This window comes from Nonomuraea sp. NPDC023979, from assembly GCF_040639085.1.
In the GTDB taxonomy this organism is placed as follows: domain Bacteria; phylum Actinomycetota; class Actinomycetes; order Streptosporangiales; family Streptosporangiaceae; genus Nonomuraea; species Nonomuraea ceibae.
The window spans coordinates 21,829-43,366 of record NZ_JBEZZG010000050.1; the positions used below are offsets into that span (position 1 = coordinate 21,829).

Genomic DNA, 21,538 nt, shown 5'->3' on the forward strand with positions numbered 1-21,538 from the left:
ATGACGGCGGACGCGCAGGACGAGCTCGTCACCCCCTACTGGCACCTCGACAGCCCGGACGGGCCCCGGCACACCTTGCGCCGCCTGCCGGCGCTCGTCGCGCCCGTGCTGCGGCTCGTCTGGGAGTGCGGGCGCCGTCCCGCGCTCGCCGTCCTGGCCCTCCAGCTCGCGATCGGCGCGGCGACGGCGGGCGGCCTGCTGGCGACCACCGCCGTGCTGGACGAGCTGCTGGCCGCAGGGGCGGCCCCGGAACGCATCCTCGCCGCGCTGCCCGACCTCGTCCTCGTCGCCGTGATCGTGGCGCTGCGCGGAGCCGCCGTGGCGGGCGTCGAGCTGGCCAGGGCGCGGCTCGAACCGGCGCTGCGCCGGGCCGCGCAGGAGCGGCTGTTCGCTGCGGCGCTCGGCGTGCAACTGGCCGACCTCGACGACGTGGACTTCTTCGACGGCCTGCACCGGGCCCGCGACCGCGGGCTGTTCCACCTCGACCGCTCCGCGGGCAACCTCGTCGACCTGCTCGGCGCCGCCTGCGGGGTGACGGCCGCCGCCGCCGGGCTCGCCGTACTGCACCCGCTGCTGGTGCCGCTGCTCGTGGCCGGGGTGATCCCGGAGGCGTGGGCGGTGCTCAGGGCCGCCAGGCGCGGCTACGCGGGCATGCGCGCGATGGTCACGCTGAACCGCCGCGTGGACCTGCTCACCTCCCTGGCCACCGAACGCGAGCCGGCGGGCGAGCTGCGCGCCTGCCAGGCCGAGCCGTCCGTGCTCGCCGAGTACCGGCAGGTGGCGGACGTGCTGAAGGCGGAGGAGACGCGGGTCGGGCTGGCCATGGCGCGGGCCACCGCCGCCGGCCGCGCCGCCGCCGGGCTGGCCCTGGCCGGGGTGCTGGCCGCGCTCGGGCTGATGCTGCACGCCGGCTGGATCGCCACCGCCGCCGCCGGCACCGCCGTGATCGCCGTCAGGGTGGCCGCCGGGGCGCTGCGCCAGCTCACTCAGGCCGCCAACCAGCTGTTCGAGCAGTCCCTGTACGTGGCCGACTACCACGACTTCCTGGCCGACGCCGAAGCCAGGAGGCGGCCCGAGGGCGGCGTGCCCGCGCCCCGCTCACCCGCGCGCATCACCCTGCGCGACGTCGGCTTCACCTACCCGGGCGGCGCCGGGCCCGCGCTGCGCGGCATCGACCTGACCGTCCACGCCGGCCAGACGATCGCGCTCGTCGGCGAGAACGGCTCGGGCAAGACCACGCTGGCCAGGCTGCTGGCCGGGCTGTACCGGCCCACCACCGGGACCATGCGCTGGGACGGGCTCGACTGCGCCGGACTGGACCCGCGCTCGCTGGCCGACCGGATCGTGCTGGTGCCGCAGCACCCGGTCCGCTGGCCGCACGACGCCAGGACCAACGTCCGCATGGGCCGCCACGACCGCCCCGACCCGGGCGACCACGCCCTGCGCGAGGCCGCCTCGCTCGCCGCCGCCGACGACGTGATCGCCGGGCTGCCCTCGGGCTGGCGGACGCTGCTGTCCAAGCAGTTCCGGGGCGGTCACGAGCTGTCGGCCGGGCAGTGGCAGCGCCTGGCCGTCGCCCGGGGGCTGTTCCGCGACGGGCCGCTGCTGATCTGGGACGAGCCGACCGCGCCACTGGACGCCAAGGCGGAGTACGCCGTCTACGAGACGCTCCGGCGGATCGCCGGCGAGCGCACGGTCGTGCTGATCACGCACCGGCTGACCAGCGTGCGGCACGCCGACCGCGTCTACCTGCTGCACCAGGGCCGCATCGCCGAGCAGGGCACCCACGAGGAGCTGCTGGCGCTGCGCGGCCGCTACGCCGAGCTGTACGCGCTCCAGACCGGCAAGCCGGCCCGCCGATGACCGCGCCGCGGCTCATCCATCCCGGCGAGCCCGGTTACCAGGCCCGCCGCAAGCCGTTCCTGGGCACGCTCGACGAGGCGCTGCCCGCCGCCGTGGCCTGCTGCGGCTCCGAGGCCGACGTGATCGGCGCACTGGAGCTCGCGCGCGTCCGCGGCCTGCCGTTCGCGCTGCGCGGCGGCGGCCACAGCTTCGCCGAGCACTCCTCGACGACCGGCCTCCTGGTCGACCTCGGCGGGATGCGGACGATCGAGGTCGGCGACGGCACCGTGCGGGTCGGGCCCGGCGTGCGGATCGGCGAGCTGGCCCGGCGGCTGGCCGAGCACGGGCGCATGGTGCCGTGCGGCTGGTGCCCGGCCGTGGGCGTGACGGGCGCGGTCCTCGGCGGCGGCTACGGCGTCTTCTCCCGCCTGTACGGGCTCGGCGCCGACCACCTGCTGGCCGCGCGCGTCGTCCTGGCGGACGGGCGGGCCGTCGAGGCGGGCGACGACCTGCTGTGGGGGCTGCGCGGGGCGGGCGGCGGCACGTTCGGCGCCGTCACCCGGCTGACGCTGCGCACCCGCCCGATCGTCCCCGTCACCGCCGTCCGGGCGATCTGCGGTTTCGGCGACGCCGCCGCCCTCGTGGACGCCTGGCAGCACTGGGCGCCCGGCGCGCCGGACGAGGTCAACCTGGAGATTGCCGTCATCGCCGGCGACGAGCCTGAGGAGGAGCCGTACGCGGTGCTGTTCGGCGTCGTCGCCGGGCCGGAGGAGCAGGCCGCCGAGCTGGTGGCCGGCCTGGCCCCGGTGGACCGGCTCACGCTCACCCGGCTGGAGGGCGCCGCGGCCGCCTGTCACCACTCCTACGCCGACGGCGGAGCCGGAGCCGCCACGGAGCTGCCGCCCGGAGAGCGGCCCGGCCTGCGCCTGAGCAAGTCGGGATTCCTGCCCGGCGCCCTGCCCCGGGAGGCCGTCGAGGACCTGCTGGAACGGCTGGCCGCCGACCGGGTCTACGGCGAGATCCGCGACCTGGAGTTCGTGCCGTGGGCGGGCGCGATCGGCCGCGTCGACCCCGCCGCGACGGCCTTCGCCCACCGCACGCCGCGTTTCCTGCTCAAGCAGGCCGTGCAGGTCGGCTTCCGGGCGAGCGACAGCCGCCGCCGGGACGCGCACGCCTGGCTGCGCCGCGCCTGGGAGCGCATCTCCCCGTGGACGTCCGGCGTCTACCCCAACTACCCGGACCCGGACCTGGCCGACTGGGCGCGCGCCTACCACGGGGCCAACCTGCCCCGGCTGCGCGAGCTGAAGGCCCTCCACGACCCGCACGGCGTGTTCGGCTCGGCCCAGCCGCTGGGCTGACCTGGCGCCGGTTACTCGAATGGCGTATGTTTTACTCATGCAAGTAAGAACGTTCACGGGGGAGGCCCGGCGCGCGCAGATCATCGCCGCGACTGTGGAGACCCTGAGCGAGGCCGGCTACGGCCAGACGTCGTTCGCCCGGATCGCCAAGCGGGCCGGGCTCAGCAGCACGCGGCTGATCTCCTACCACTTCGCCGGCAAGGACGAGCTGATGGCCGAGGTCGTCGGCCACATCATCGGCAAGCTCGGCCGCCACCTGGGGGAGCGGATGGCCGGGCTGCCCGGCGCCGCCGCCCGGCTGCGCGCGTACATCACCGGGCTGGTGGAGTTCAACGCGACGCACGCCGGTGAGATGCAGGCGCTGATGACGATCTTCCTCGACTGGCGCGGCGGCGCGGGCGAGAGCCGGTCCTACGGCCCCGACGAGGAGAACGGCGTCCTCGGGCACCTGGAGGCGATCCTGCGTGACGGGCAGAGCCGGGGGGAGTTCCGGCAGTTCGACACGTTCGTCATGGCGGCGACCATCCAGCGCTCGCTCGACGGGCTGCCGTTCCTGCTGCGCACCAAGCCCGACCTCGACCTCGACGGCTACGCGCGCGAGCTCGTGACGCTGTTCGACCTGGCCACCCGGAGCGGCGGGTGAGCCGGGCCCTGTCGTTCGCGCTGAACGTCGTGGTGCCGCTGGGGGTCTACTACGGGCTGCGCGCGCTCGGGGTCAGCGTCTATCTCGCGCTGCTGGTCGACGCGCTGGTCCCCGCCGTGGTCACCGCCTGGCAGTTCGCCCGGGGGCGCAGGCTGGACGGGCTCGGCCTGTTCATGGCGGGCATGATGGGCATCGCCCTGCTGGCCGCGCTGGTCGGCGGGGACGAGCGGCTGCTGCTGGCCAAGGAGGGGTTCGTCACCGCCGCCGCCGGGCTGTGGTTCCTGGCCTCGGTGTGGTGGGGGAGGCCGATGGCCTACGAGTTCACCCGCCCGCTGGTGGAGCGCAGGCTCCCGCGCGGGCCGCTGCGCGAGCCGTGGGACGTCTACTGGGAGCGGCTGCCCGCCTTCCGCCGGATCTGGCGGGTGTCCACCGTGATCTGGTCCGTGGCGCTGCTGCTCGACGCCGCGGCCCGGGTCGCGATCGCGTACACGCTGCCCGTCGACCTCGTCAGGGCGGCCGGGCTGGGGCTGTACGTGGCCATGACGCTGCTCGCCGTGCTCGCCACCAACGTCCACTACTTCGCGACCGGGCTGTTCAACGGCTGGAGCGCCCTTTACGCGCCCATCAGGGAGCGGAGCCTGCCCGTCACCGGCCCGTCGTGACGACGATCTTGCCGACCTGGGCGCCCGACTCCAGATAGCGGTGCGCCTCGGCGACGTCGGCCAGGTCGAAGACGCGGTCCACGGCGGGCGCGAACGCGCCGGCGCGCAGGCCGGAGGCGACGAACGCCTCGGCGCGGCGCAGCCGGTCCGGGTCGGTGGTCGTCTCGTGCACGGTGTAGGTGCGCATGTTCAGGGCGGGCATGCCGAGCGCGAACCCCGGATAGGGCGTCACCTCGCCGCTCAGCGCCCCGTACATGATCAGCGAGCCGCCCGGCGCGACCGCCCGGCCCAGCTCCAGCACGCCGGGACCGGCGACGGCGTCGAAGACGAACTCGGCGCCGCGCCCGCCGGTCAGCGCGAGCACCCGCGCGGCCACGTCCTCCTCCTCGGTGACGATCACCTCGGCCGCCCCGGCCGCGCGCAGCCGCGCCGCCTTGGCCCGCGTGCGGGTGGTCGCGACGGGCACCGCGCCGACGCGGCCGGCGATCTGGATCGCGGCCAGGCCGACGCTGCTGGAGGCCGCCGTCAGCACGACCGTGTCGCCCGCGCGCATCCCGCCGACCTCCACGAGCGCCCCGTACGCCGTCAGGTACGGCATCCACACCGCCGCGCCGCCGACCGCGTCGAGCCCGGCGGGGCGGGGCAGCACCGCCGCGGCCGGGACCACCGCGCGCTCGGCGTAGACGCCGTAGTCGTTCATGGAGAACGCGGGCACCACGCTGATCTCCTGGCCGGGGGCGAACCCCGTCACGCCGGCGCCGACGCCCTCGACCACGCCCGCGGCCTCGGCGCCGAGCCGGGAGGGGAACTCCTTGACCGGCTCGATGTAGTGGCCGCTGCGGAACAGCGTCTCGGCGCGGTTGAGCCCGATCGCGTCGACCCGCACCAGCAGCTCGCCGGGGCCGGGGTCGCCGGGCTCCACGTCCTCCAGCCGCAGCACCTCGGGCCCGCCGAGCTCGTGGAAGCGCACCGTCCTGGTCATCACGCATCGTTCCTTCCGTGGTGAGGGGTTCACTCAAGCGGAAAGTATGATCGCTGTCAAACTTCGATGGTGGCCGTACTTTGCTAGGGTGGGGTGATGACGGTGGCACGGCGAACCGGGCGGGAGCGCGTCCCGCCACACCCGGACATCCGGACGATCACCCTCCAGCAGGTGCTGGAGGCCCTCGTCGACCCCGTGCGCCGCCACATCGTGAGCGAGCTCTACCGGGCCTGCGAGGACGTCAGCTGCGGCACCATCGAGCTGCCCGTCAGCAAGTCCACCGCCACCCACCACTTCAACGTGCTGCGCGAGGCCGGCCTCATCCGCCAGCACTACGTGGGCACCTCCCGGATGAACGCGCTGCGCCGCGACGAGATCGACGAGGCCTTCCCCGGCCTGCTCCAGGCGCTGGTCGGCCGCTGAAAAGCAGTGGACAGCCCCGTTACGGTGGCTGCCATGACTGTTGTGGACGTGGAGCGTTTCGTCGCCGACGGATTCGTCAAGCTGGAGGCCGCCGTGCCCCGCGAGGCCGGCGACGCGGCCAGGGCGGCGGTGTGGCACCAGATCGGCCTGTCGCCCGACGACCCCGCCGGATGGCGGCAGCCCGTGGTGTGGGCCGCCGACGTCACCGGCCAGGGGCCGTTCGGCGCGTTCGTCCGCAGCGCCCGCCTGGCCGAGGCGCTCGACGCGCTGGCCGGGCCGGGCGGCTGGAAGCCGCGCGGAGCCATCGGCAACATGCCGGTCCGCTTCCCCGGCAAGTCCGAGGTCGACGACCGGGGCTGGCACATCGACGCCTCCGTGGCCCGGCCCGACGGCTCCTGGGCGGTGTCCGGGCGGCCCGAGACGATGCTGCTGCTCACGCTGCTGTCGGAGGTGGGCGAGGACGACGCGCCGACCCGCATCCGGGTGGGCTCCCACCGTGACGCCGCCCGCGTGCTGGGCGAGCGGGTGCTCGACCCGTTCGAGGCCGGGCCCCTGCTGGACGAGGCGTCCCGCGACCGCCCGGTGGCCCGCGCGACCGGCCTGCCCGGCGACGTCTACCTCGTGCACCCGCTGACCGTGCACGCCGCCGACGAGCACCGCGGCACCCGGCCGAGGTTCATGGCCCAGGGGCCGGTCTTCCTCACCGAACCGGTCGCGCCCGGCGACGGCAACGCCCTGGCGCGCGCCCTGCGGGACTGAGTCCCGCCGCCGTCCAGCGTCCGGGCTGACAGGAACGTGTCACGGCGGACATCATGCTGGCCCGCACAATTCCGGATACGCGGCGGCCCGGACCGCACACTTGCAGTATGCAGGCGAATTCGGCGGACGAAGGGACGGCAAATGGCACAGGTGAATTGGCCCCCGCGACGGCGGGAATTCGTCAACCACGCGGGCGGAAAACGCCCGCACATTACCCTGGTTTCGGATGAGCCGGGAATTCGCGGGCTGTTCCGCTACCGGCCCGAGGCGGCGGCGCCGCTCACGCAGTTGTCGGAGGTGCTCCTCTCCGGCGACGACACCCTGGACCGCGCCGAACGTGAGCTGATCGCGGCGTACGTGTCGTCGCTGAACCGGTGCCGGTTCTGCTTCCACACCCACGCGGCGTTCGCCGCGGTCCGGCTGCCCGAGGGCATGAAGCTGGTCGACGCGGTGCGGGCCGACCCGGACACGGCGCCGATCTCCGCCAGGCTGCGGGCGCTGCTCGCGATCGCGGCGGCGGTGCAGCGCGGCGGGCAGCAGGTCGGCGCCGACCTGGTCGAGGCCGCCAGGGCCGAGGGAGCCTCGGACCTGGCGATCCACGACACGGTGCTGATCGCCGCGGCGTTCTGCATGTACAACCGCTACGTCGACGGGCTGGCCACGCTGGCCTGCGACGATCCGGAGCACTATGCGGCCAGGGCCCGCCTGACCAGCGGCTACGTGGCCGTCTGGCGCAAGGAGCTGGCCGAGAGCGCGTGATCAGGAGGCGAAGAACGCGTCCACGGCGCCAGGATCGTCCGGGTAGCTCCACCGCTCGCTGATCCTGCCGCCGGAGACGCGGTAGACCTGCAGACCGGTGTCCTCCAGGACCCGGCCCTCGCGCTCGGCGTAGACGCTCAGCATCGCCGCGACGTGGTCGTCGCCCACCAGGTACGTGCGCGGCTCCATCCGCAACGTGTCGCCGGTGCTCTGGGCGAGGCGCCTGAGATAGCCCAGCACCTCGTCCTTGCCCCGGTAGTCGCGGGCCAGCGAGCCCTGGCCGGGCACGTGGAAGACCACGTCGTCGGCGAGAAGTTCGTCGCGCAGGTAATCCCAGTTGCCCTTCGCCATCGCGTCGTAACTGTTCGCGGCGACGGTGATGTTCGGGTGATCGGCCATGACGCACTCTCCGGTCGTTAAACGGGGTTCACGTGGCGTGCGTGACATTACGCCGGGCGGTTACGCCCGACAACCCTTGTCCGGCCGCCGGGAAACAAATGGGGCCGGCGACCGGAAAGGAGGCGTTGACAGGCGCGCATTACACAACGATCATGCAGGTGCCCGGTCGTCCGAAGGAGTTGTGTCTTGCCCCACGTCACCATCGATTCCGGAATGCCGGGCATCCGCGGCCTGTTCGCGTTCCGGCCCGAGACGGCCCGGCCGCTGAACGCGCTGGCGGAGGTCCTGCTGCGCGGCGACAGCACGCTGACCCGCGGTGAGCGCGAGCTGATCGCCGCCTACGTGTCAGGGCTCAACGCGTGCTCCTACTGCACCGCCTCCCACTCGGCGTTCGCCGCCGCGCAACTGCCCGAGGGCGCGGACCTCGTCGCCGCGGTCCACGCCGACGCGGCGACCGCGCCGGTCACGCCGAAGCTCCGCGCGCTGCTGGCCGTCGCCGCCGCCGTGCAGCGCGGCGGCAAGAACGTCACCCGCGAGCTCGTCGCCGCCGCCGAGGCCGAGGGCGCCACCGAGGTGGAGATCCACGACACCGTGCTGATCGCCGCCGCGTTCTGCATGTTCAACCGCTACGTCGACGGCCTGGCCACCGACACGCCGGACGACGACTCCTTCTACGCCGCCTCCGCCGAGCGCATCGTCGAGCGGGGCTACACGAGCGTCGCCGATGGATGACGAGCGGCACCGCTACGTGATCATCGGAGCCGGTCCCGCCGGGCTCCAGCTCAGTTACTTCCTCCAGCGCGCCGGCGCCGACTACCTCACCCTCGAACGCGAGCACGCGCCCGGCGGCTTCTTCCGCCGCTACCCCCGCCACCGGCGGCTCATCTCGCTCAACAAGGTCAACAGCGGCGAGAAGGAGCGCGAGATCCAGCTCCGCTGGGACTGGAACTCGCTGCTCTGCGACGACGGCCCCGACCTGCGCTTCGACGCCTACTCGCGCGAATACTTCCCGCACGCCGACGACCTGGTCCGCTACCTGGGCGACTTCCACGCCCTCCACGGGCTGAACGTCCGCTTCGACACGCCGGTGACCCGCGTCGGCAAGCGTGACGGGCTGTTCGAGGTGCACGCCGGCGACCGCGTGGTGCGCGCCGAGTGCGTGATCGTCGCCTCCGGCTGGAGCGGCCCGTACGTGCCCGACATCCCGGGCATCGAGCTCGCGACCGGCTACGAGGACGTGCCGACGGCGGGCGAGGAGTTCACCGGCCGCCGCGTCCTGATCATCGGCAAGGGCAACGCCGCGTTCGAGACCGCGATGGCGCTGCTGCCGCACGCGTCCGTCATCCACCTGGCCAGCCCCAGCCCGGTCCGGCTCGCCTGGACCACCAAGCACCCCGGCCACGTGCGCGGCCAGTACGGGGCGCTGCTGGACAGCTACTGGTTCAAGACGCTGCACGCCGTGCTGGAATGCACCGTCGACAAGCTCGAACGCCACGGCGAGGGCGTGCGCGCCTCCATCACCTACACGCTGGCCGACGGCGAGCGGGCCGAGCTCGACTACGACGCCGTGGTGCGCTGCACCGGCTTCGTCATGGACACCGGCCTGTTCGCCGAGGAGTGCCGGCCGGAGATGGCGCCCGGCGGGCGGCTGCCGGCCATCCGGCCCGACTTCCGCTCGGCCAACGTCGACGGCCTGTACTTCGCGGGCACGCTGATGCAGGCGCGCGACTTCAAGCGGGCCTCGTCGGCGTTCGTCGACGGCTTCCGCTACAACCTGCGCGTGCTGGCCGCGCTGCTCGGCGAGCGCTACGACGGCGTACCCCTGCCCGAGGGCGCGGTGCCCGCCGAGGCCGAGGCGCTGACGCGGTCGATGCTGGCGCGGGTCAACCACAGCTCGGCGCTGTGGACGCAGTTCGAGTACCTGTGCGACGCCTACGTCGTCGACGGCGGCGTACGGCACTACCGGGACCTGCCGGAGGACTACGCGGTCGAGCGGTTCGGCGGCGGCGGGCTGACGTTCACGGTCACGCTGCGGTGGGGGCGGCGCGACTACGCCGACGTGTTCGCCATCCGCCGCCACCCGGAGCCGGAGCGGGCTGAGGAGTGCGCGTTCCTGCACCCGGTCGTCCGGGCCTGGCGCGGCGGCGAGCTGCTGGCCGAGCGGCACCTGCTGGAGGACCTGCAGGCCCGCTGGGACGACCCGGCCCGGCACGCCGAGCCGCTGCGCGCGTTCCTGGCCCGCTGGCTGCCCGGCTGAGCCCGGCCGGTCAGCGGGTGAAGCGGCCGATCAGGTCGTCCACCACGTCCGTCAGCAGGCCGCGCCGCGCGAAGGCGGCGCGCTGGCGGGCCGCGCCGCTGCCCGACGCGCGCAGCCGCCGCCACAGCTCCTGGACCGCCTCCAGGTCGCCGCTGGCGGCCAGCGCGGGCCGGACCAGCTCCAGCAGCTCGGCCACCAGCTCGGTGGCGGGACGCGGCACGCCGGTGAACGGGTCGACCGCGTGGCCCTCCAGCCCGTCGCGGGCGCTGCGCCAGTAGGCCACGCGCAGCAGCGGCTCGGCCGGCCGGGGGCCGGGGTCGCCGTCGCGCGCCCGCTTCGCGCACACCGTCACCAGCGCCCGGACGAGCAGCGCCAGCAGCGTCGCCTCGGCCGTCGAGGCGGGCACGTCGCCGACGCGCACCTCCACGGTCGGCAGGCGGGCCGACGGGCGGGCGTCCCAGAACAGGGTGCCGGGGTCGACCACCGCCTCGGACGCGGTCAGCGCCGCCACCAGCCGGTCGTGCTCGGCGGCGCTCGCGCAGTAGGGCGGCGGCCCGGCCACCGGCCACTTGCCCCAGGCCAGCACCCGCCAGGCGGCGTAGCCGGTGTCGCGGCCCTCCCAGAACGGCGAGTTGGCCATCAGCGCGATCAGCGCGGGCAGCCAGGGCCGCAGGTGGTTGCAGACGAGCACGGCCAGCTCGCGGTCGGGCAGGTGCACGTGCACGTGCCCGGCGCAGATGCTCTGCTCGTCGTGCAGCGCCCGGTAGGCGGCGATGCCCTGGTCGTAGCGGGCGCCCTCGGTGATGGGCGGCGGCACCGCGCCGGGCAGGACGGGCGTCCCCGACGCGATCACGGCCAGCCCTTCGGCGCGGGCCGCGGCGGCCACCGCCCGGCGCATGCCCGCGAGCTGGCCGCCCAGCTCCGCCACGCCCGCGCACGGAGCCGTCTTGGCCTCCACCTGGAAGCGGGTGATCTCCGCGCCGACGCGGTCGCCGAGCTCGGCGGCGGCCCGCTCGACGACGGCCCGCGCCCGCGGGGCGACCGCCCGGGTGGCCGGGTCGACGAGCAGATATTCCTCCTCGACCCCCATGAGCGGGGTGACGGCGTCGAAGGGGAGGTCGAGCGTGGTCTCTGCGGTCGCGGTCATCTCATCTCCGGCTCACGGGCGGGCTTCCTCCCGATCATGCTGCCGTAACCGCCACCCGGCCGCGAGGACCTTCGCCAGGTTCAGGGGTAGCGGACGCGACCGGGCGCGGCCCGGCCGGGGGAGTCCGGCGGGGCTACCCGGCGTCCTCGCTCGGGAACAGGATCGGGCTGAGCAGGTAGCGGGACCGGCCGGGTCCCGGCTCGTTGGCCAGCTTGGGCGCGATCGCGGCGCGCAGCCCGGTGATCAGCTCGTCGAGCTCCTCGGGGCTGAGCCAGACGGCGTGCTGCCGGTAGCCGACCAGGTCCGCGATCGGGTCGGCGTGCTCCCGGTCGAGGTAGGCGTTGAACTCGGCGAGCAGGATCGCCATCGCCGTGGCGAAGCCGCGCCGGTGGTCGTCGGGCGTCAGCGTCCGCATCAGCTCGGCGTCGATCACCGCCCGGTCCTGCCGCAGCCGGTAGCGGCGCTCGACCGCGCCGCGCACCCGCTGCTCGCCGGCCACCTCCAGGACCCCGCCGGCCGCCAGGAGGTCGACGTGCCGGTAGACGGTGGCCTTGGAGACGTCGGGGATCAGGCCGCACAGCTCGGTCGTGGTCAGCGCCCGCCCGCCGCGCATGGCGTGCACGACGCGCAGCCGTACGGGGTGGCCCAGGAGCTCCAGCGTGTTCACTCCCGTACGATCTCATGTCGTGCTACCGTTCTCAAACTATGAGAATGTTAACGGGGGCGGAGACGACAGCCCGGATGGTCGCCGAGCTCGCGCACGCGGGACGGTTCGCGGAGCTCGAGCGGCTGTTCGCGGCGCCGCTGCGCAAGCTGATCGACGCCGAGGCGGTGCGCGCCGCGTGGACGGGCGCGATCGCCGAGCGGGGGCCCGTCACCGGCATCGGCGAGCCCGCGACCGAGCGGGCCGGGCCGGGCCCGGCCCGCGTGAGCGTCCCGGTCACCGGCGAGGGCGGCGGGCTCGCCGTCGTGGTCGCCGTCGACGCCGACGGCCTGCTGCACGACCTGCGGCTCACCGCGCTCACCCCGCCCTGGGAGCCGCCGCCGTACGCCGACCCGGCGGCGTTCGGCGAACGTGACGTCATGATCGGCGACGGGCCCCTGGCCGTCCCCGGCACGCTGAGCCTCCCGCACGGGCCCGGCCCGCGTCCGGGCGTCGTCCTGCTGAGCGGGGCAGGGCCGTTCGACCGCGACGCCACCAGCGGGGCCAACAAGCCGCTCAAGGACCTGGCCTGGGGGCTCGCCACACGCGGGGTCGCGGTCGCCAGGTTCGACAAGGCCACCCACGTCCACGCCGCCGCCGAGCTCACCATGACCGGCGAGTACGTGCCGTACGCGACCGCTGCCGTCCGCCTGCTGCGAGACGAGCCGGGCGTCGACCCGGACCGCGTGTTCGTCCTCGGCCACAGCATGGGCGGCAAGGTCGCCCCGCGCGTCGCCGAGGCGGAGCCGGCCGTCGCCGGTATGGTGATCATGGCCGGTGACACGCAGCCCATGCACGAGGCCGCCGTCCGCGTCGTCCGGCACCTCGCGTCGCTGGACCCGGGGCCGGACATGGACGCCGCCGTCGAGACGATCACCCGGCAGGCCGAGGCGGTCGCCGACCCGGCCCTGTCGCCCTCGGCCCCGGCACAGTCGCTGCTGTTCGGCCTGCCCGCGCCGTACTGGCTGGAGCTGCGCGGCTACGACCCCGTCGCCACGGCGGCGGCGCTGGAGCGGCCCATGCTCATCCTCCAGGGCGGCCGCGACTACCAGGTGACCGTCGAGCACGACCTGGCGGGCTGGCGCGCCGGGCTCGGCCACCGGCCCGACGTCACGATCCGCGTCTTCGACGCCGACGACCACCTGTTCTTCCCCGGCACGGGCCCGTCGACCCCGGCCGGGTACGAGCCCGCGCAGCACGTGGACCCGGCCGTGGTCGCCGACGTCGCGGCCTGGATCGGAGGCTGACCGGGGGAGGCGCCGGCCCGCTCGCCGGCCAGGTGACGCGGAGCGCCTGTCCGGGCAGGGTCGTTGCGGATAATCCGGATGAGGACGATTGGCTAGGCTGGTGGCATGACCGCAATGGCGCCCGGCCGCACTGAGCCCGACCTGTCGTTCCTGCTCGACCACACCAGCCACGTGCTGCGGACGAGGATGGCCGCCGCGCTGGCCGAGATCGGCCTGACGGCGCGGATGCACTGCGTGCTCGTCCACGCCCTGGAGGAGGAGCGCACGCAGATCCAGCTCGCCGAGCTCGGCGACATGGACAAGACGACGATGGTGGTCACCGTCGACGCCCTGGAGAAGGCCGGGCTGGCCGAGCGCCGCCCGTCGAGCACCGACCGGCGGGCGCGCATCATCGCGGTCACCGAGAAGGGCGCCGAGATCGCCCGGCGCAGCCAGGAGATCGTCGACGGCGTGCACCGGGAGGCGCTGCACGCCCTGCCGGAGGGAGAGCGCGAGACGCTGCTCGCGGCGATGCGGCGGCTGGCCGAGGGCCACCTGTCCACTCCGGTCGAGGTCGCGCCGGGTGCGCGCCGGGCCCGCCAGTCCCAGAAATAGGTCCGACGGGGATCGTCTACAACAAAACCATCTGTTAGGGTCTCACCTGTCCGCATCTGAACAGGAGAGGCCATGTCCCCCACCCCATCGCGCCCGCTCGCGCTGATCGCGCTGTCGGCCGCCGGCCTGATGACCATCCTCGACGGCAGCATCGTCACCGTCGCGATGCCCGCCATCCAGCGCGACCTCGGCTTCACCGCGGCCGGGCTGAGCTGGACCGTCAACGCCTACCTGATCCCCTTCGGCGGCCTGCTGCTCCTGGCCGGGCGGCTCGGCGACCTGATCGGCCGCAAGACGGTGTTCCTCGCCGGAAACGTGATCTTCGCCGCCGCGTCGCTGCTCGCCGGCCTGGCCGCCACCCCCGCCGTGCTGATCGCCGCCCGCTTCCTCCAGGGCGCCGGCAGCGCGCTGGCCTCCGCGGTCGTGCTCGGCATCCTGGTGACGCTGTTCACCGAGCCACGCGAACGGGCCAAGGCCATCGGCGTGTTCAGCTTCACCGGCGCGGCCGGGGCCTCCATCGGCCAGGTGCTCGGCGGCGTCCTCACCGACGCGCTCTCCTGGCACTGGATCTTCTTCATCAACCTGCCGATCGGCCTGGCCACCGTCGCCCTGGCCGTCCGCGTCCTGCCCGCCGACCGCGGCGCCGGCCTCGCGGCGGGCGCCGACACGCTCGGCGCCGCCCTCGTCACCGGCGGCCTCATGCTCGGCATCTACACCGTCGTCAAGATCGAGGAGTACGGCTGGGCCGCCGGGCACACGCTGGGCCTGGGCGCGCTGTCGCTCGCGCTGCTGGCCGGGTTCTTCGCCCGCCAGGCCACCGCCCGAAGCCCGCTCATGCCGCTGCGCGTCCTGCGCTCCCGCAACGTCGCCGGCGCGAACCTCGCCCAGATGCTGAGCCTGTCGGCGATGTTCGCCTTCCAGATCCTCGTCGCCCTCTACATGCAGAAGGTGCTCGGCTACGGCGCGCTGGAGACCGGCCTGGCGATGCTCCCGGCGGCCGTCGCCATCGGCGGCGTCTCCCTGTTCGTCTCCGCCCGGCTCAACCACCGGTTCGGGGCCCGTGCCGTGCTCGTCGCCGGGCTGGCGCTGCTGCTCGCCGCGATGGCCTGGCTCACCCGGGTGCCGGTGCAGGCGTCGTACGTCCCCGACCTGCTGCCCGTCATGCTGCTGATCGCCGGAGGCGGCCTGGTGCTGCCCGCTCTCGCCACGCTCGGCATGTCCGCGGCCAGGGCCGACGACGCGGGGCTCGCCTCCGGCCTGTTCAACACCACCCAGCAGATCGGCATGGCGCTGGGCGTGGCCGTCCTGTCCACCATGGCCGCCTCCCGGACCGGCGAGCTGCTCGGCCAGGGCGCGACCCAGGCGGCGGCCCTGACCGGCGGCTACCGGCTGGCGTTCGGCATCGCGGCCGGGCTCCTGCTGGCGGCGCTCCTCGTCGCGCTGGCCGTGCTGCGCACGCCCGCCCGCGCCGCCGCCGGGTCACCCGCCCCCGTGGTCACGCACTAGGACGCGGGCGCGACGTTGTAGTTGAACCGGAACACGTTGCCCGGGTCGTACACCGCCTTGATCGCGGCCAGCCGGGCGTGGTGGGCGGCCGGGTAGGCCGTGCGCACCAGCTCCGGGCCGGCGGCCTCCCCGTGGCCCATGAAGCTGAGGAAGCGGCCCAGCGTCCACGGCTGCAGCTCGCGGAACACCTCCGCGGGCGCCGGCCGCCCGTCCATCGTCAGGACCGCCAGCATGAACGCCGCGTCCCGGTGCCCGACCGCGTTCGGGCGCGCCGGGGGAGCGGCCAGCGCGCCGCCCAGGTGACGCAGCTCCACGATGACCTCCGGACCGGCGTGCGCCAGGATGATCCCCGCCGCCTTCTCGTCCAGCTCGCGCAGCATGGCGTTGTCCGAGCCCCACGGCATCGGCGTCGGCGGGTCGTCGTGGATGGAGGCGCACTCCGCGTACGGCATCTCCCGCAGCGTCTCCAGCACCCGCGGGCCGACCCGCCGCAGCGGCTCGACCAGGCGCTCGCCCTCCTCCGCCGGGCCGGTGTACGCGATCCGCACGTGGCACAGCCGCCCGTCCGGAGCCGGGATCAGCGCCAGCGAGGAGTTCATCTCCGCCGGGACGCCCGCGGTCCACTCCCGGTACGCCTCCAGCACCCCGGGGGCGAGCCGGGCGTCGAAGAACAGGCCGCCCCCGTACAGCCGGGACACCTCCACCAGGCCGAACTCCAGCGCCGTCACCACGCCCACGTTGTCGCGCCCGCCCACCAGCGCCCAGTACAGGTCCGGCTCGGAGTCCGGCGTGACTCGGCGGGCCCGGCCGTCGGCGGTCACCACGTCCAGCGCCAGCACCCGGTCGGCGGCCCAGCCGTGCGAGCGCCCCAGCAGCGCGAGCCCGCCGCCCAGCGTGTACGAGACGACGCCCACGTGCGGCGCCGACCCGTTCAGCGGGGCCAGCCCGTACGGCGCGGCCTCGGCGATCACCTGGCCGAGCCGGGCCCCGGCCGCCACCCGGGCGGTCCGCGTCTTCGGGTCCACCTGCACGCCGGTCATGCGCCGGGTCGAGATCAGCACGCCGCCCGTCGCGGGGACCGAGAACCCGTGCCCGGCGCTCTGCACCGCCACCGGCAGGCCGTGCGCCACCGCCGCCTCGACCGCGGCGGCCACGTCCCCGGCCTCGCGGGCGCCGACGATCACGTCGGGGCGGTGCCGCACCGCCAGGTTGAAACCGGTCAGCTCCTCCTCGAACCCGTCCTGGCCAGGCAGGAACACCGGCCCGGCCACCCGGCCGGCCAGCGTGGAGGCAAGGGTGCGCGTCATGTCGTACTCCGTTCGTCTCGTCAGGGTCAGCACGGCCAGCCTGGCGACATAACATGACATCTGCCGTCATATTCTGAACGGGTGAAATTCGACCGGCTGCTGTCGATCATGCTGGTGCTCCAGCACCGGCGCCTGGTCCCCGCCAAGGAGCTGGCCGAGCTGCTGGAGGTGTCGCAGCGCACCATCTACCGCGACATCGAGGCGCTGTCCGCCGCCGGCGTCCCCGTCTACGCCGAGCGCGGCAAGCACGGCGGCGTCGGACTGCTGGCCGGGTTCCGCACCGACGTCACCGGGCTGACCACCGACGAGGCCAGGGCGCTGTTCGTGCTGAGCGCCCGGGGCGCCCACGCGGCGCTCGGCCTGGACCAGGCGTTCGGCTCCGCGATGCGCAAGGTGATGGCCGCGCTCCCCGCGCCGCACCGGCCCGCGGCCGAGCTGACCAGCCGCCGCATCCTCGTCGACCCCGACCGCTGGCTCGCCGGCCCCCGCCCCGACTTCCAGCTCGACACCCTGCTCGACGCGGTCCTCACCGACCGGCGGCTGCGGCTGCGCTACCGCCACAGCGGCCAGCGCGCCGTCCGCGGCTACACCGTCGACCCGTACGGGCTGGTCGCCAAGGCCGGCGTCTGGTACCTGGTCGCCGACCACCGGCGCAGCCCGTACCTCTACCGCACGGAACGCATCTCCCGCGTGACCGTCACCCCCGAGCCCGTACGCCGCCGCCCCGGCGTGGAGCTGGCGCAGGCGTGGGACGAGCTGCGCCGCCAGGTGGAGCAGCGCGGCGACGGCATCCGGATCGAGACGCGCATCCGGCGGTCACGCCTCGACATGGTGACCCGCATCGCCGGCGGCTACTTCAGCGGCCCGCCCGAGGACGACGGGCCCGACTGGGTGCGCGTGCCGTTCACCTACCCGGAGCTGGGTGCGGTCTGCCACCTGCTGCAGTTCCACGCGGACCTCGAGGTCACCGCGCCGCCCGAGGCCCGCGATTACCTGTCCCGCGCGGCCTCCGCGATCTCCGCCCTGTACCGTGACTGACAGGGCGGCCGAGCTCCAAGAGATCTTCGACCGGGCCGGATGCCAGGGCGCGCTGTGCGTCCGGCCGCTCACCGGCGACGCGGAGATCGGCCTGCGCCCCGCCGAGCCGGTCGTGCCCGCCTCCGTGGTCAAGGTGCAGATCGCCCTGGAGGCCGAGACCTGGTTCGCCGATGGCCGCCTCGACCCGCGCGAGCGCGTCCCCCTCCGCGCCGCCGCCCGCACGCCTGGCCCGGTCGGGACCTCGCTGTTCGAGGACGACACGGTCATCTCGTTACGGGACATGGTCACGCTGGCGCTGACGATCAGCGACAACCACACCGCCGACACGCTGCTGCGCCGCACGGGCGTCGCCGCGGTCAACGCGACCGCCGCGCGACTCGGGCTGGCCGCGACCGTGGTCGAGTCCGACCTGGCGGCCATGCTCGACTCGATGGGGCGCGAGCTCGGCCGCGCGGGCTGGGAGGACCTGGTCACCTGGTCGGCGGGCGCGCCGCCGGAGGAGGTGGCGCGGGCCGAGCGGCGGCTGCCCGGGTGCCGCGCCCTCGACCCCGCGCGCGGCACCCGCACCACGCCACGCGACATGACCGAGCTGCTGCGGCTGATCTGGTCCGACGCCGCCGGCCCGGCCGCCGCGTGCGCGCGGGTGCGGGCGCTGATGGGCCGCCAGCTCACCCGCCACCGCATCGCGAGCGGCTTCCGGCAGCCCGTCCGGGTGGCGGCCAAGAGCGGCGGCCTGGCCGGGGTCGTCCGCAACGAGGTCGGCGTCATCACCTGCCCTGACGGCGGGCGCTACGCCGCCGCCGTCTTCACCCGGTCCGAGCCCGGCGCGGACGACGCTGCGATCAACGCCGCCATCGGCGCCGCCGCCGCGCGGGCCGTCGCACTGCTGCGCGACGGTGCTGGTCAGGGATAGCGGGCGTTGACGAACGGGCTGGTCAGGTGGGCCGTCGCCAGCGTGGCGCGGCGGCGCCTGGCGTCCGCGAGCAGGGCGCGGCGCGTCTCGGCGGCCACCGCCTGGTCCGCCTCCAGCGCGTAGCCGACGTCCGGGGCGACCAGTTGCACGGCGTGCACCAGCACGTCGCCCGTGATCACCATGCGCCGGCCGTGGCCGTCGACCAGCACCGACTGGTGGCCCACGGTGTGCCCCGGCGTCGGGATCGCGGTGAGCCGGCTGCCACGCGCGCCGGCCAGCCGCACCTCGCCGTCGATCTCGCGGAGCTGCCCCGTGCGCTGCAACGGCACGATCAGGTAGTCGCGCATCGGGCTGGTCGCCGCGAGCCGCGCCACCTCGGTCCGCTGGACCACGTACCGGGCGTTCGGGAACGTCGGCACCCCGTCCGTGCTCACCGACCAGCCCATGTGGTCCTCGTGGACGTGGGTCAGCACGACCAGGTCCACGTCCGCCACGTCGATGCGGGCGGCGGCGAGCAGCTCGGGCAGCACGCCCGGGGCGGCCCACGCCGAGCCGGGGCTGCCGGCCGGGCCGACCCCGGCGTCGACCAGCGCGATCCGCCCGCCCGGACGCCGCACCGCGTAGCAGCGGAAGTCGAGCTTCCAGGCGAGGTCGGGGCCGAACGCGCCCGGGTCGGCCCGGCGGGCCCGCTGCCAGTCCGCCTCCGTCGCGTCCGGGAACATCTCGGTACGCGTCGCCGGGAAGGTGTCGGCGGAGTCGCGGAGCGCCACCACGTCGAAGGCGCCCACGGATTTGGACGTGATGGCCCCGCCCGGCGACGCCCCGGCGTGGGCCGCCGCGGGAACGGCGGCCGCGGGCAGGAGCGCGCCCGCCCCGGCGGCGACCGCGCCCCACAGGAACGTCCGACGATGCACTCCGGTCATGATGTGTCTCTCCTCTGCGTTCGGCTCCGGGGATCATCCTGATCGGGGCGGCGAAGGCGGCAGGAGTAGCAGGAATGCCAACATGCGCTACATTCCTGCCATGCGCAGCGTCGCTCTGCTTCTCCATGACGGGATGAGCGCGCTGGACTACTCGGTCGCCTGCTGGGTGTGGGGAGCCGACCGCTCCCAGGCCGGGGTGCCGCGCTTCGACCTGCGGCTCTGCTCGGTCGACGGGGCTCCGGTCACGATGGAGCCCGCCGCGCAGGTCCAGCCCGCGCACGCGCTCGACGGCCTCGCCGACGCCGACCTGATCGTCATCCCCGGCGCCGGCGTTCCCCAGGGGCCGCTGGACGGGCGGCTCGCCGGCGCGCTGCGCGCCGCCGCCGGCCGGGGCGCCGACCTCGCCGCCCTGTGCAGCGGCGCGTTCGTGCTGGCCGCCGCCGGGCTGCTCGACGGGCGGCGCGCCACCACCCACTGGCTGCTGGCCGGCCGGCTCGCCGAGGCGCACCCCGAGGTCACCGTCGATCCGGACGCGCTGTTCGTGGAGGACCGCGGCGTCTGGACCTCCGCGGGCGCCACTGCCGGCATCGACCTGTGCCTGCACCTCGTACGGCTCGCGCACGGCGTGAACGTGGCCAACACCATCGCCCGCCACCTCGTCGCCGCCGGTCACCGCGACGGCGCGCAGGCCCAGTACGTCGCCAGGCCGGTGCCCGCGACCGGCTCGGCCGCCCCGGACATCGCCGCCACCCAGGCGTGGGCGCTGGAGCGGCTCGACCAGGCGCTGACCGTGGCCGACCTGGCCGCCCATGCCCGGACCAGCCCGCGCACGTTCGCCCGGCACTTCGCCGACTACACCGGCACCACTCCGGCCCAGTGGCTGCTGCACGCCCGCATCGCCCGCGCCCAGCAGTTGCTGGAGTCCACGACGCTGCCCATCGACCAGGTCGCGGCCCGCTGCGGCTTCGGCGTCACCGCGCTGCTGCGCCGCCACTTCGCCCGGCTGATCGGCACCTCGCCGGGCCGCTACCGCCGCCTGTACGTCCGCTGAACCCAAGCGCGGGGGCTGTCCTCAGGGCGCCATCAGCTGGTCGGCGAGCGCCGTCCGCGCGTACAGCACCTGACGGCCCGCCCTCGTGCGGGACAGCAGCCCGTTGCGCCGCAGCACGGCGAGATGCTGGGAGACGGCGCTGGGCGTGACGCCGTGCCGCCGGGCGAGCTCCGACGTCGACATCGGGTCGTCCAGGGTCGCCAGCAGGCTCGCCCGCGTGGGCCCGATCAGCTCGGCGAGCGCCTCCGGCGGGGGCGCCGGGGACGTCTCCCACAGGGTGCCGATGCCCCGGCACCGGTAGATCACGGTGGGCGGCTCGCCGGGCCCGACGGGGGCGATGGTCTGCGGCGCGAACAGCGTGGGCACCAGCCACAGGCCGCGCCCGGCCACGTCGGCCTCGTAGTTGAGCGAGGCGCCGCCGTACACGCGCAACGCGCCGTCGGCGAAGCTCACCCGGTGGTCGAGGCCGCGCAGCACGGCGGCGGCGCCGTCGGCGGCGGCCTGCCGCGCCCGGTGCAGCAGGTCGGCCTCCAGCACGGCGCGCATCCGGGGCCAGTGCGGGGCGACGGCCGCGTCCCAGTAGCGTCCCAGCACGCCGGCGATGGCGGCCGGATCGGTCGTCCCGGGCAGCGGGTGGGTGCCGTAGACGGCGCGGAAGTCGGCCAGGGCGCGCTCCGGCGGGGTGCCGCGCAGGCGGTCGAGCTCGCCGGCGATGTCGGGTGAGCGTACGGCGGGACGCGGGGTGAGGAAGTCGGGCAGCCAGTCGCGGCCGGGGCTGAGCAGGCCGTCGAGCACGGCGACGTCGGCGGACGCCGCCCCGGCGAGCGCCGCGCGTGCCCGCCGGATCCAGGGCAGGTGGATCGCGTGCCGCTCCGGCCGCCGCAGGGCCCACAGGCTGGTGACGGTCTCCAGCAGCGGCGAGCAGGCGAAACGCACGTCCGCGAGGTCGTCGACGGACAGCCGGTAGGTAATCATTAAGCCAGAGCCTAAATCAGTGTCGGCGTGGGGCGGCTCCCGGTTGACTC

The 21,538-nt window shown here is 74.8% G+C and carries 22 protein-coding genes; 15 read left to right on the plus strand and 7 right to left on the minus strand.

The genetic code is table 11. The features are described 5' to 3' along the window. The 4 genes from AB0G11_RS45800 to AB0G11_RS45815 are packed head-to-tail and all read left to right on the plus strand — an operon-like array spanning position 1 to position 4,505. On the plus strand, positions 1-1,863 hold the full coding sequence (locus tag AB0G11_RS45800) for an ATP-binding cassette domain-containing protein (protein ID WP_219508648.1): 1,863 nt from the start codon (positions 1-3) through the stop codon (positions 1,861-1,863). Next, positions 1,860-3,200 carry an FAD-binding oxidoreductase gene (locus AB0G11_RS45805; RefSeq protein ID WP_357593341.1) on the plus strand — a complete coding sequence of 447 codons (1,341 nt, stop codon included), beginning with the start codon at positions 1,860-1,862 and terminating at the stop codon, positions 3,198-3,200. The genes AB0G11_RS45800 and AB0G11_RS45805 overlap by 4 nt, the downstream gene beginning before the upstream one ends. A 37-nt stretch (positions 3,201-3,237) precedes the next feature. After that, a complete protein-coding gene (locus AB0G11_RS45810; RefSeq protein ID WP_219508650.1) occupies positions 3,238-3,843 on the plus strand; it encodes a TetR/AcrR family transcriptional regulator in 606 nt (201 codons plus the stop codon). Next, a complete protein-coding gene (locus tag AB0G11_RS45815; RefSeq protein WP_219508651.1) occupies positions 3,840-4,505 on the plus strand; it encodes a VC0807 family protein in 666 nt (221 codons plus the stop codon). The genes AB0G11_RS45810 and AB0G11_RS45815 overlap by 4 nt, the downstream gene beginning before the upstream one ends. Here the strand turns inward: AB0G11_RS45815 and AB0G11_RS45820 are convergent. Next, the gene (locus tag AB0G11_RS45820; RefSeq protein WP_219508652.1) at positions 4,489-5,487 is read right to left on the minus strand and encodes a zinc-dependent alcohol dehydrogenase family protein; all 999 of its coding nucleotides are present in this window, start codon (positions 5,485-5,487) and stop codon (positions 4,489-4,491) included. The two genes, AB0G11_RS45815 and AB0G11_RS45820, sit on opposite strands and share 17 nt — an antisense overlap. A 96-nt stretch (positions 5,488-5,583) precedes the next feature. Here AB0G11_RS45820 and AB0G11_RS45825 point away from each other — a divergent pair, with 96 nt between their 5' ends. The 3 genes from AB0G11_RS45825 to AB0G11_RS45835 all read left to right on the plus strand — a co-directional run bounded on the left by AB0G11_RS45825 (position 5,584) and on the right by AB0G11_RS45835 (position 7,428). Beyond that, positions 5,584-5,910, plus strand: a complete 327-nt coding sequence (locus tag AB0G11_RS45825) for a helix-turn-helix transcriptional regulator (protein ID WP_219508653.1) — start codon at positions 5,584-5,586, stop codon at positions 5,908-5,910. 33 nt (positions 5,911-5,943) lie between these two features. Then, positions 5,944-6,669, plus strand: coding sequence for a phytanoyl-CoA dioxygenase family protein (locus tag AB0G11_RS45830; protein ID WP_357593343.1), 726 nt, complete (start codon positions 5,944-5,946; stop codon positions 6,667-6,669). A 141-nt stretch (positions 6,670-6,810) separates the two neighbouring features. Then, positions 6,811-7,428 carry a carboxymuconolactone decarboxylase family protein gene (locus tag AB0G11_RS45835; RefSeq protein ID WP_219508655.1) on the plus strand — a complete coding sequence of 206 codons (618 nt, stop codon included), beginning with the start codon at positions 6,811-6,813 and terminating at the stop codon, positions 7,426-7,428. Here AB0G11_RS45835 and AB0G11_RS45840 read toward each other — a convergent pair whose 3' ends face one another. Then, positions 7,429-7,827 carry a nuclear transport factor 2 family protein gene (locus tag AB0G11_RS45840; protein ID WP_219508656.1) on the minus strand — a complete coding sequence of 133 codons (399 nt, stop codon included), beginning with the start codon at positions 7,825-7,827 and terminating at the stop codon, positions 7,429-7,431. 186 nt (positions 7,828-8,013) lie between these two features. Here AB0G11_RS45840 and AB0G11_RS45845 point away from each other — a divergent pair, with 186 nt between their 5' ends. Together AB0G11_RS45845 and AB0G11_RS45850 are read left to right on the plus strand one after the other, a co-directional pair. Further along, entirely contained in the window at positions 8,014-8,559 is a 546-nt protein-coding gene (locus AB0G11_RS45845) for a peroxidase-related enzyme (protein WP_219508657.1), read from the plus strand. Then, complete coding sequence (locus tag AB0G11_RS45850) at positions 8,552-10,084, plus strand: NAD(P)-binding domain-containing protein (protein ID WP_357593345.1); 1,533 nt, start codon at positions 8,552-8,554, stop codon at positions 10,082-10,084. Before AB0G11_RS45845 ends, AB0G11_RS45850 begins: the two co-directional genes overlap by 8 nt. Positions 10,085-10,094: 10 nt before the next feature. On the opposite strand, the gene AB0G11_RS45855 is transcribed toward AB0G11_RS45850, so the two are convergent. Together AB0G11_RS45855 and AB0G11_RS45860 are read right to left on the minus strand one after the other, a co-directional pair. Continuing rightward, complete coding sequence (locus AB0G11_RS45855) at positions 10,095-11,231, minus strand: glutamate--cysteine ligase (RefSeq protein ID WP_219508659.1); 1,137 nt, start codon at positions 11,229-11,231, stop codon at positions 10,095-10,097. 133 nt (positions 11,232-11,364) lie between these two features. Beyond that, positions 11,365-11,898, minus strand: a complete 534-nt coding sequence (locus AB0G11_RS45860) for a helix-turn-helix domain-containing protein (protein WP_357593347.1) — start codon at positions 11,896-11,898, stop codon at positions 11,365-11,367. Positions 11,899-11,936: 38 nt separating this feature from the next. On the opposite strand from AB0G11_RS45860, the gene AB0G11_RS45865 reads away from it, so the two are divergent. The 3 genes from AB0G11_RS45865 (at position 11,937) to AB0G11_RS45875 (ending at position 15,281) form a co-directional block, all read left to right on the plus strand. Further along, complete coding sequence (locus AB0G11_RS45865) at positions 11,937-13,181, plus strand: alpha/beta hydrolase (protein ID WP_357593349.1); 1,245 nt, start codon at positions 11,937-11,939, stop codon at positions 13,179-13,181. A gap of 105 nt (positions 13,182-13,286) precedes the next feature. Continuing rightward, positions 13,287-13,775 carry a MarR family winged helix-turn-helix transcriptional regulator gene (locus tag AB0G11_RS45870; RefSeq protein WP_219508661.1) on the plus strand — a complete coding sequence of 163 codons (489 nt, stop codon included), beginning with the start codon at positions 13,287-13,289 and terminating at the stop codon, positions 13,773-13,775. A gap of 72 nt (positions 13,776-13,847) precedes the next feature. Next, positions 13,848-15,281, plus strand: coding sequence for an MFS transporter (locus AB0G11_RS45875; protein ID WP_357593351.1), 1,434 nt, complete (start codon positions 13,848-13,850; stop codon positions 15,279-15,281). On the opposite strand, the gene AB0G11_RS45880 is transcribed toward AB0G11_RS45875, so the two are convergent. Further along, positions 15,278-16,588, minus strand: coding sequence for an FAD-binding oxidoreductase (locus AB0G11_RS45880; RefSeq protein ID WP_357593353.1), 1,311 nt, complete (start codon positions 16,586-16,588; stop codon positions 15,278-15,280). The two genes, AB0G11_RS45875 and AB0G11_RS45880, sit on opposite strands and share 4 nt — an antisense overlap. A gap of 81 nt (positions 16,589-16,669) precedes the next feature. Between AB0G11_RS45880 and AB0G11_RS45885 the strand changes: the two genes are divergently transcribed. After that, positions 16,670-17,626, plus strand: coding sequence for a YafY family protein (locus AB0G11_RS45885; protein WP_357593355.1), 957 nt, complete (start codon positions 16,670-16,672; stop codon positions 17,624-17,626). Further along, positions 17,619-18,539: a serine hydrolase gene (locus tag AB0G11_RS45890; protein WP_308125930.1), complete on the plus strand. Its 921-nt coding sequence runs from the start codon at positions 17,619-17,621 to the stop codon at positions 18,537-18,539. Before AB0G11_RS45885 ends, AB0G11_RS45890 begins: the two co-directional genes overlap by 8 nt. Here the strand turns inward: AB0G11_RS45890 and AB0G11_RS45895 are convergent. Further along, positions 18,530-19,462 carry an MBL fold metallo-hydrolase gene (locus AB0G11_RS45895; RefSeq protein WP_357593357.1) on the minus strand — a complete coding sequence of 311 codons (933 nt, stop codon included), beginning with the start codon at positions 19,460-19,462 and terminating at the stop codon, positions 18,530-18,532. The two genes, AB0G11_RS45890 and AB0G11_RS45895, sit on opposite strands and share 10 nt — an antisense overlap. Before the next feature lie 100 nt (positions 19,463-19,562). Here AB0G11_RS45895 and AB0G11_RS45900 point away from each other — a divergent pair, with 100 nt between their 5' ends. After that, complete coding sequence (locus tag AB0G11_RS45900; RefSeq protein WP_357593359.1) at positions 19,563-20,513, plus strand: helix-turn-helix domain-containing protein; 951 nt, start codon at positions 19,563-19,565, stop codon at positions 20,511-20,513. A 21-nt stretch (positions 20,514-20,534) separates the two neighbouring features. On the opposite strand, the gene AB0G11_RS45905 is transcribed toward AB0G11_RS45900, so the two are convergent. After that, entirely contained in the window at positions 20,535-21,488 is a 954-nt protein-coding gene (locus AB0G11_RS45905; protein ID WP_357593361.1) for a metalloregulator ArsR/SmtB family transcription factor, read from the minus strand. Between the last annotated feature and the right edge of the window lie 50 nt (positions 21,489-21,538).

Bases quoted from the DNA above. Each gene is read 5' to 3' on its own strand.
- AB0G11_RS45865 (WP_357593349.1), top strand. From the start codon at position 11,937: ATGAGAATGTTAACGGGGGCGGAGACGACAGCCCGGATGGTCGCCGAG.
- AB0G11_RS45830 (WP_357593343.1), top strand. From the start codon at position 5,944: ATGACTGTTGTGGACGTGGAGCGTTTCGTCGCCGACGGATTCGTCAAG.
- AB0G11_RS45850 (WP_357593345.1), top strand. From the start codon at position 8,552: ATGGATGACGAGCGGCACCGCTACGTGATCATCGGAGCCGGTCCCGCC.
- AB0G11_RS45810 (WP_219508650.1), top strand. From the start codon at position 3,238: ATGCAAGTAAGAACGTTCACGGGGGAGGCCCGGCGCGCGCAGATCATC.
- AB0G11_RS45840 (WP_219508656.1), bottom strand. From the start codon at position 7,827: ATGGCCGATCACCCGAACATCACCGTCGCCGCGAACAGTTACGACGCG.
- AB0G11_RS45880 (WP_357593353.1), bottom strand. From the start codon at position 16,588: ATGACGCGCACCCTTGCCTCCACGCTGGCCGGCCGGGTGGCCGGGCCG.
- AB0G11_RS45805 (WP_357593341.1), top strand. From the start codon at position 1,860: ATGACCGCGCCGCGGCTCATCCATCCCGGCGAGCCCGGTTACCAGGCC.
- AB0G11_RS45825 (WP_219508653.1), top strand. From the start codon at position 5,584: ATGACGGTGGCACGGCGAACCGGGCGGGAGCGCGTCCCGCCACACCCG.
- AB0G11_RS45875 (WP_357593351.1), top strand. From the start codon at position 13,848: ATGTCCCCCACCCCATCGCGCCCGCTCGCGCTGATCGCGCTGTCGGCC.
- AB0G11_RS45835 (WP_219508655.1), top strand. From the start codon at position 6,811: ATGGCACAGGTGAATTGGCCCCCGCGACGGCGGGAATTCGTCAACCAC.
- AB0G11_RS45855 (WP_219508659.1), bottom strand. From the start codon at position 11,231: ATGACCGCGACCGCAGAGACCACGCTCGACCTCCCCTTCGACGCCGTC.
- AB0G11_RS45800 (WP_219508648.1), top strand. From the start codon at position 1: ATGACGGCGGACGCGCAGGACGAGCTCGTCACCCCCTACTGGCACCTC.
- AB0G11_RS45905 (WP_357593361.1), bottom strand. From the start codon at position 21,488: ATGATTACCTACCGGCTGTCCGTCGACGACCTCGCGGACGTGCGTTTC.
- AB0G11_RS45900 (WP_357593359.1), top strand. From the start codon at position 19,563: ATGCGCAGCGTCGCTCTGCTTCTCCATGACGGGATGAGCGCGCTGGAC.
- AB0G11_RS45895 (WP_357593357.1), bottom strand. From the start codon at position 19,462: ATGACCGGAGTGCATCGTCGGACGTTCCTGTGGGGCGCGGTCGCCGCC.
- AB0G11_RS45870 (WP_219508661.1), top strand. From the start codon at position 13,287: ATGACCGCAATGGCGCCCGGCCGCACTGAGCCCGACCTGTCGTTCCTG.
- AB0G11_RS45820 (WP_219508652.1), bottom strand. From the start codon at position 5,487: ATGACCAGGACGGTGCGCTTCCACGAGCTCGGCGGGCCCGAGGTGCTG.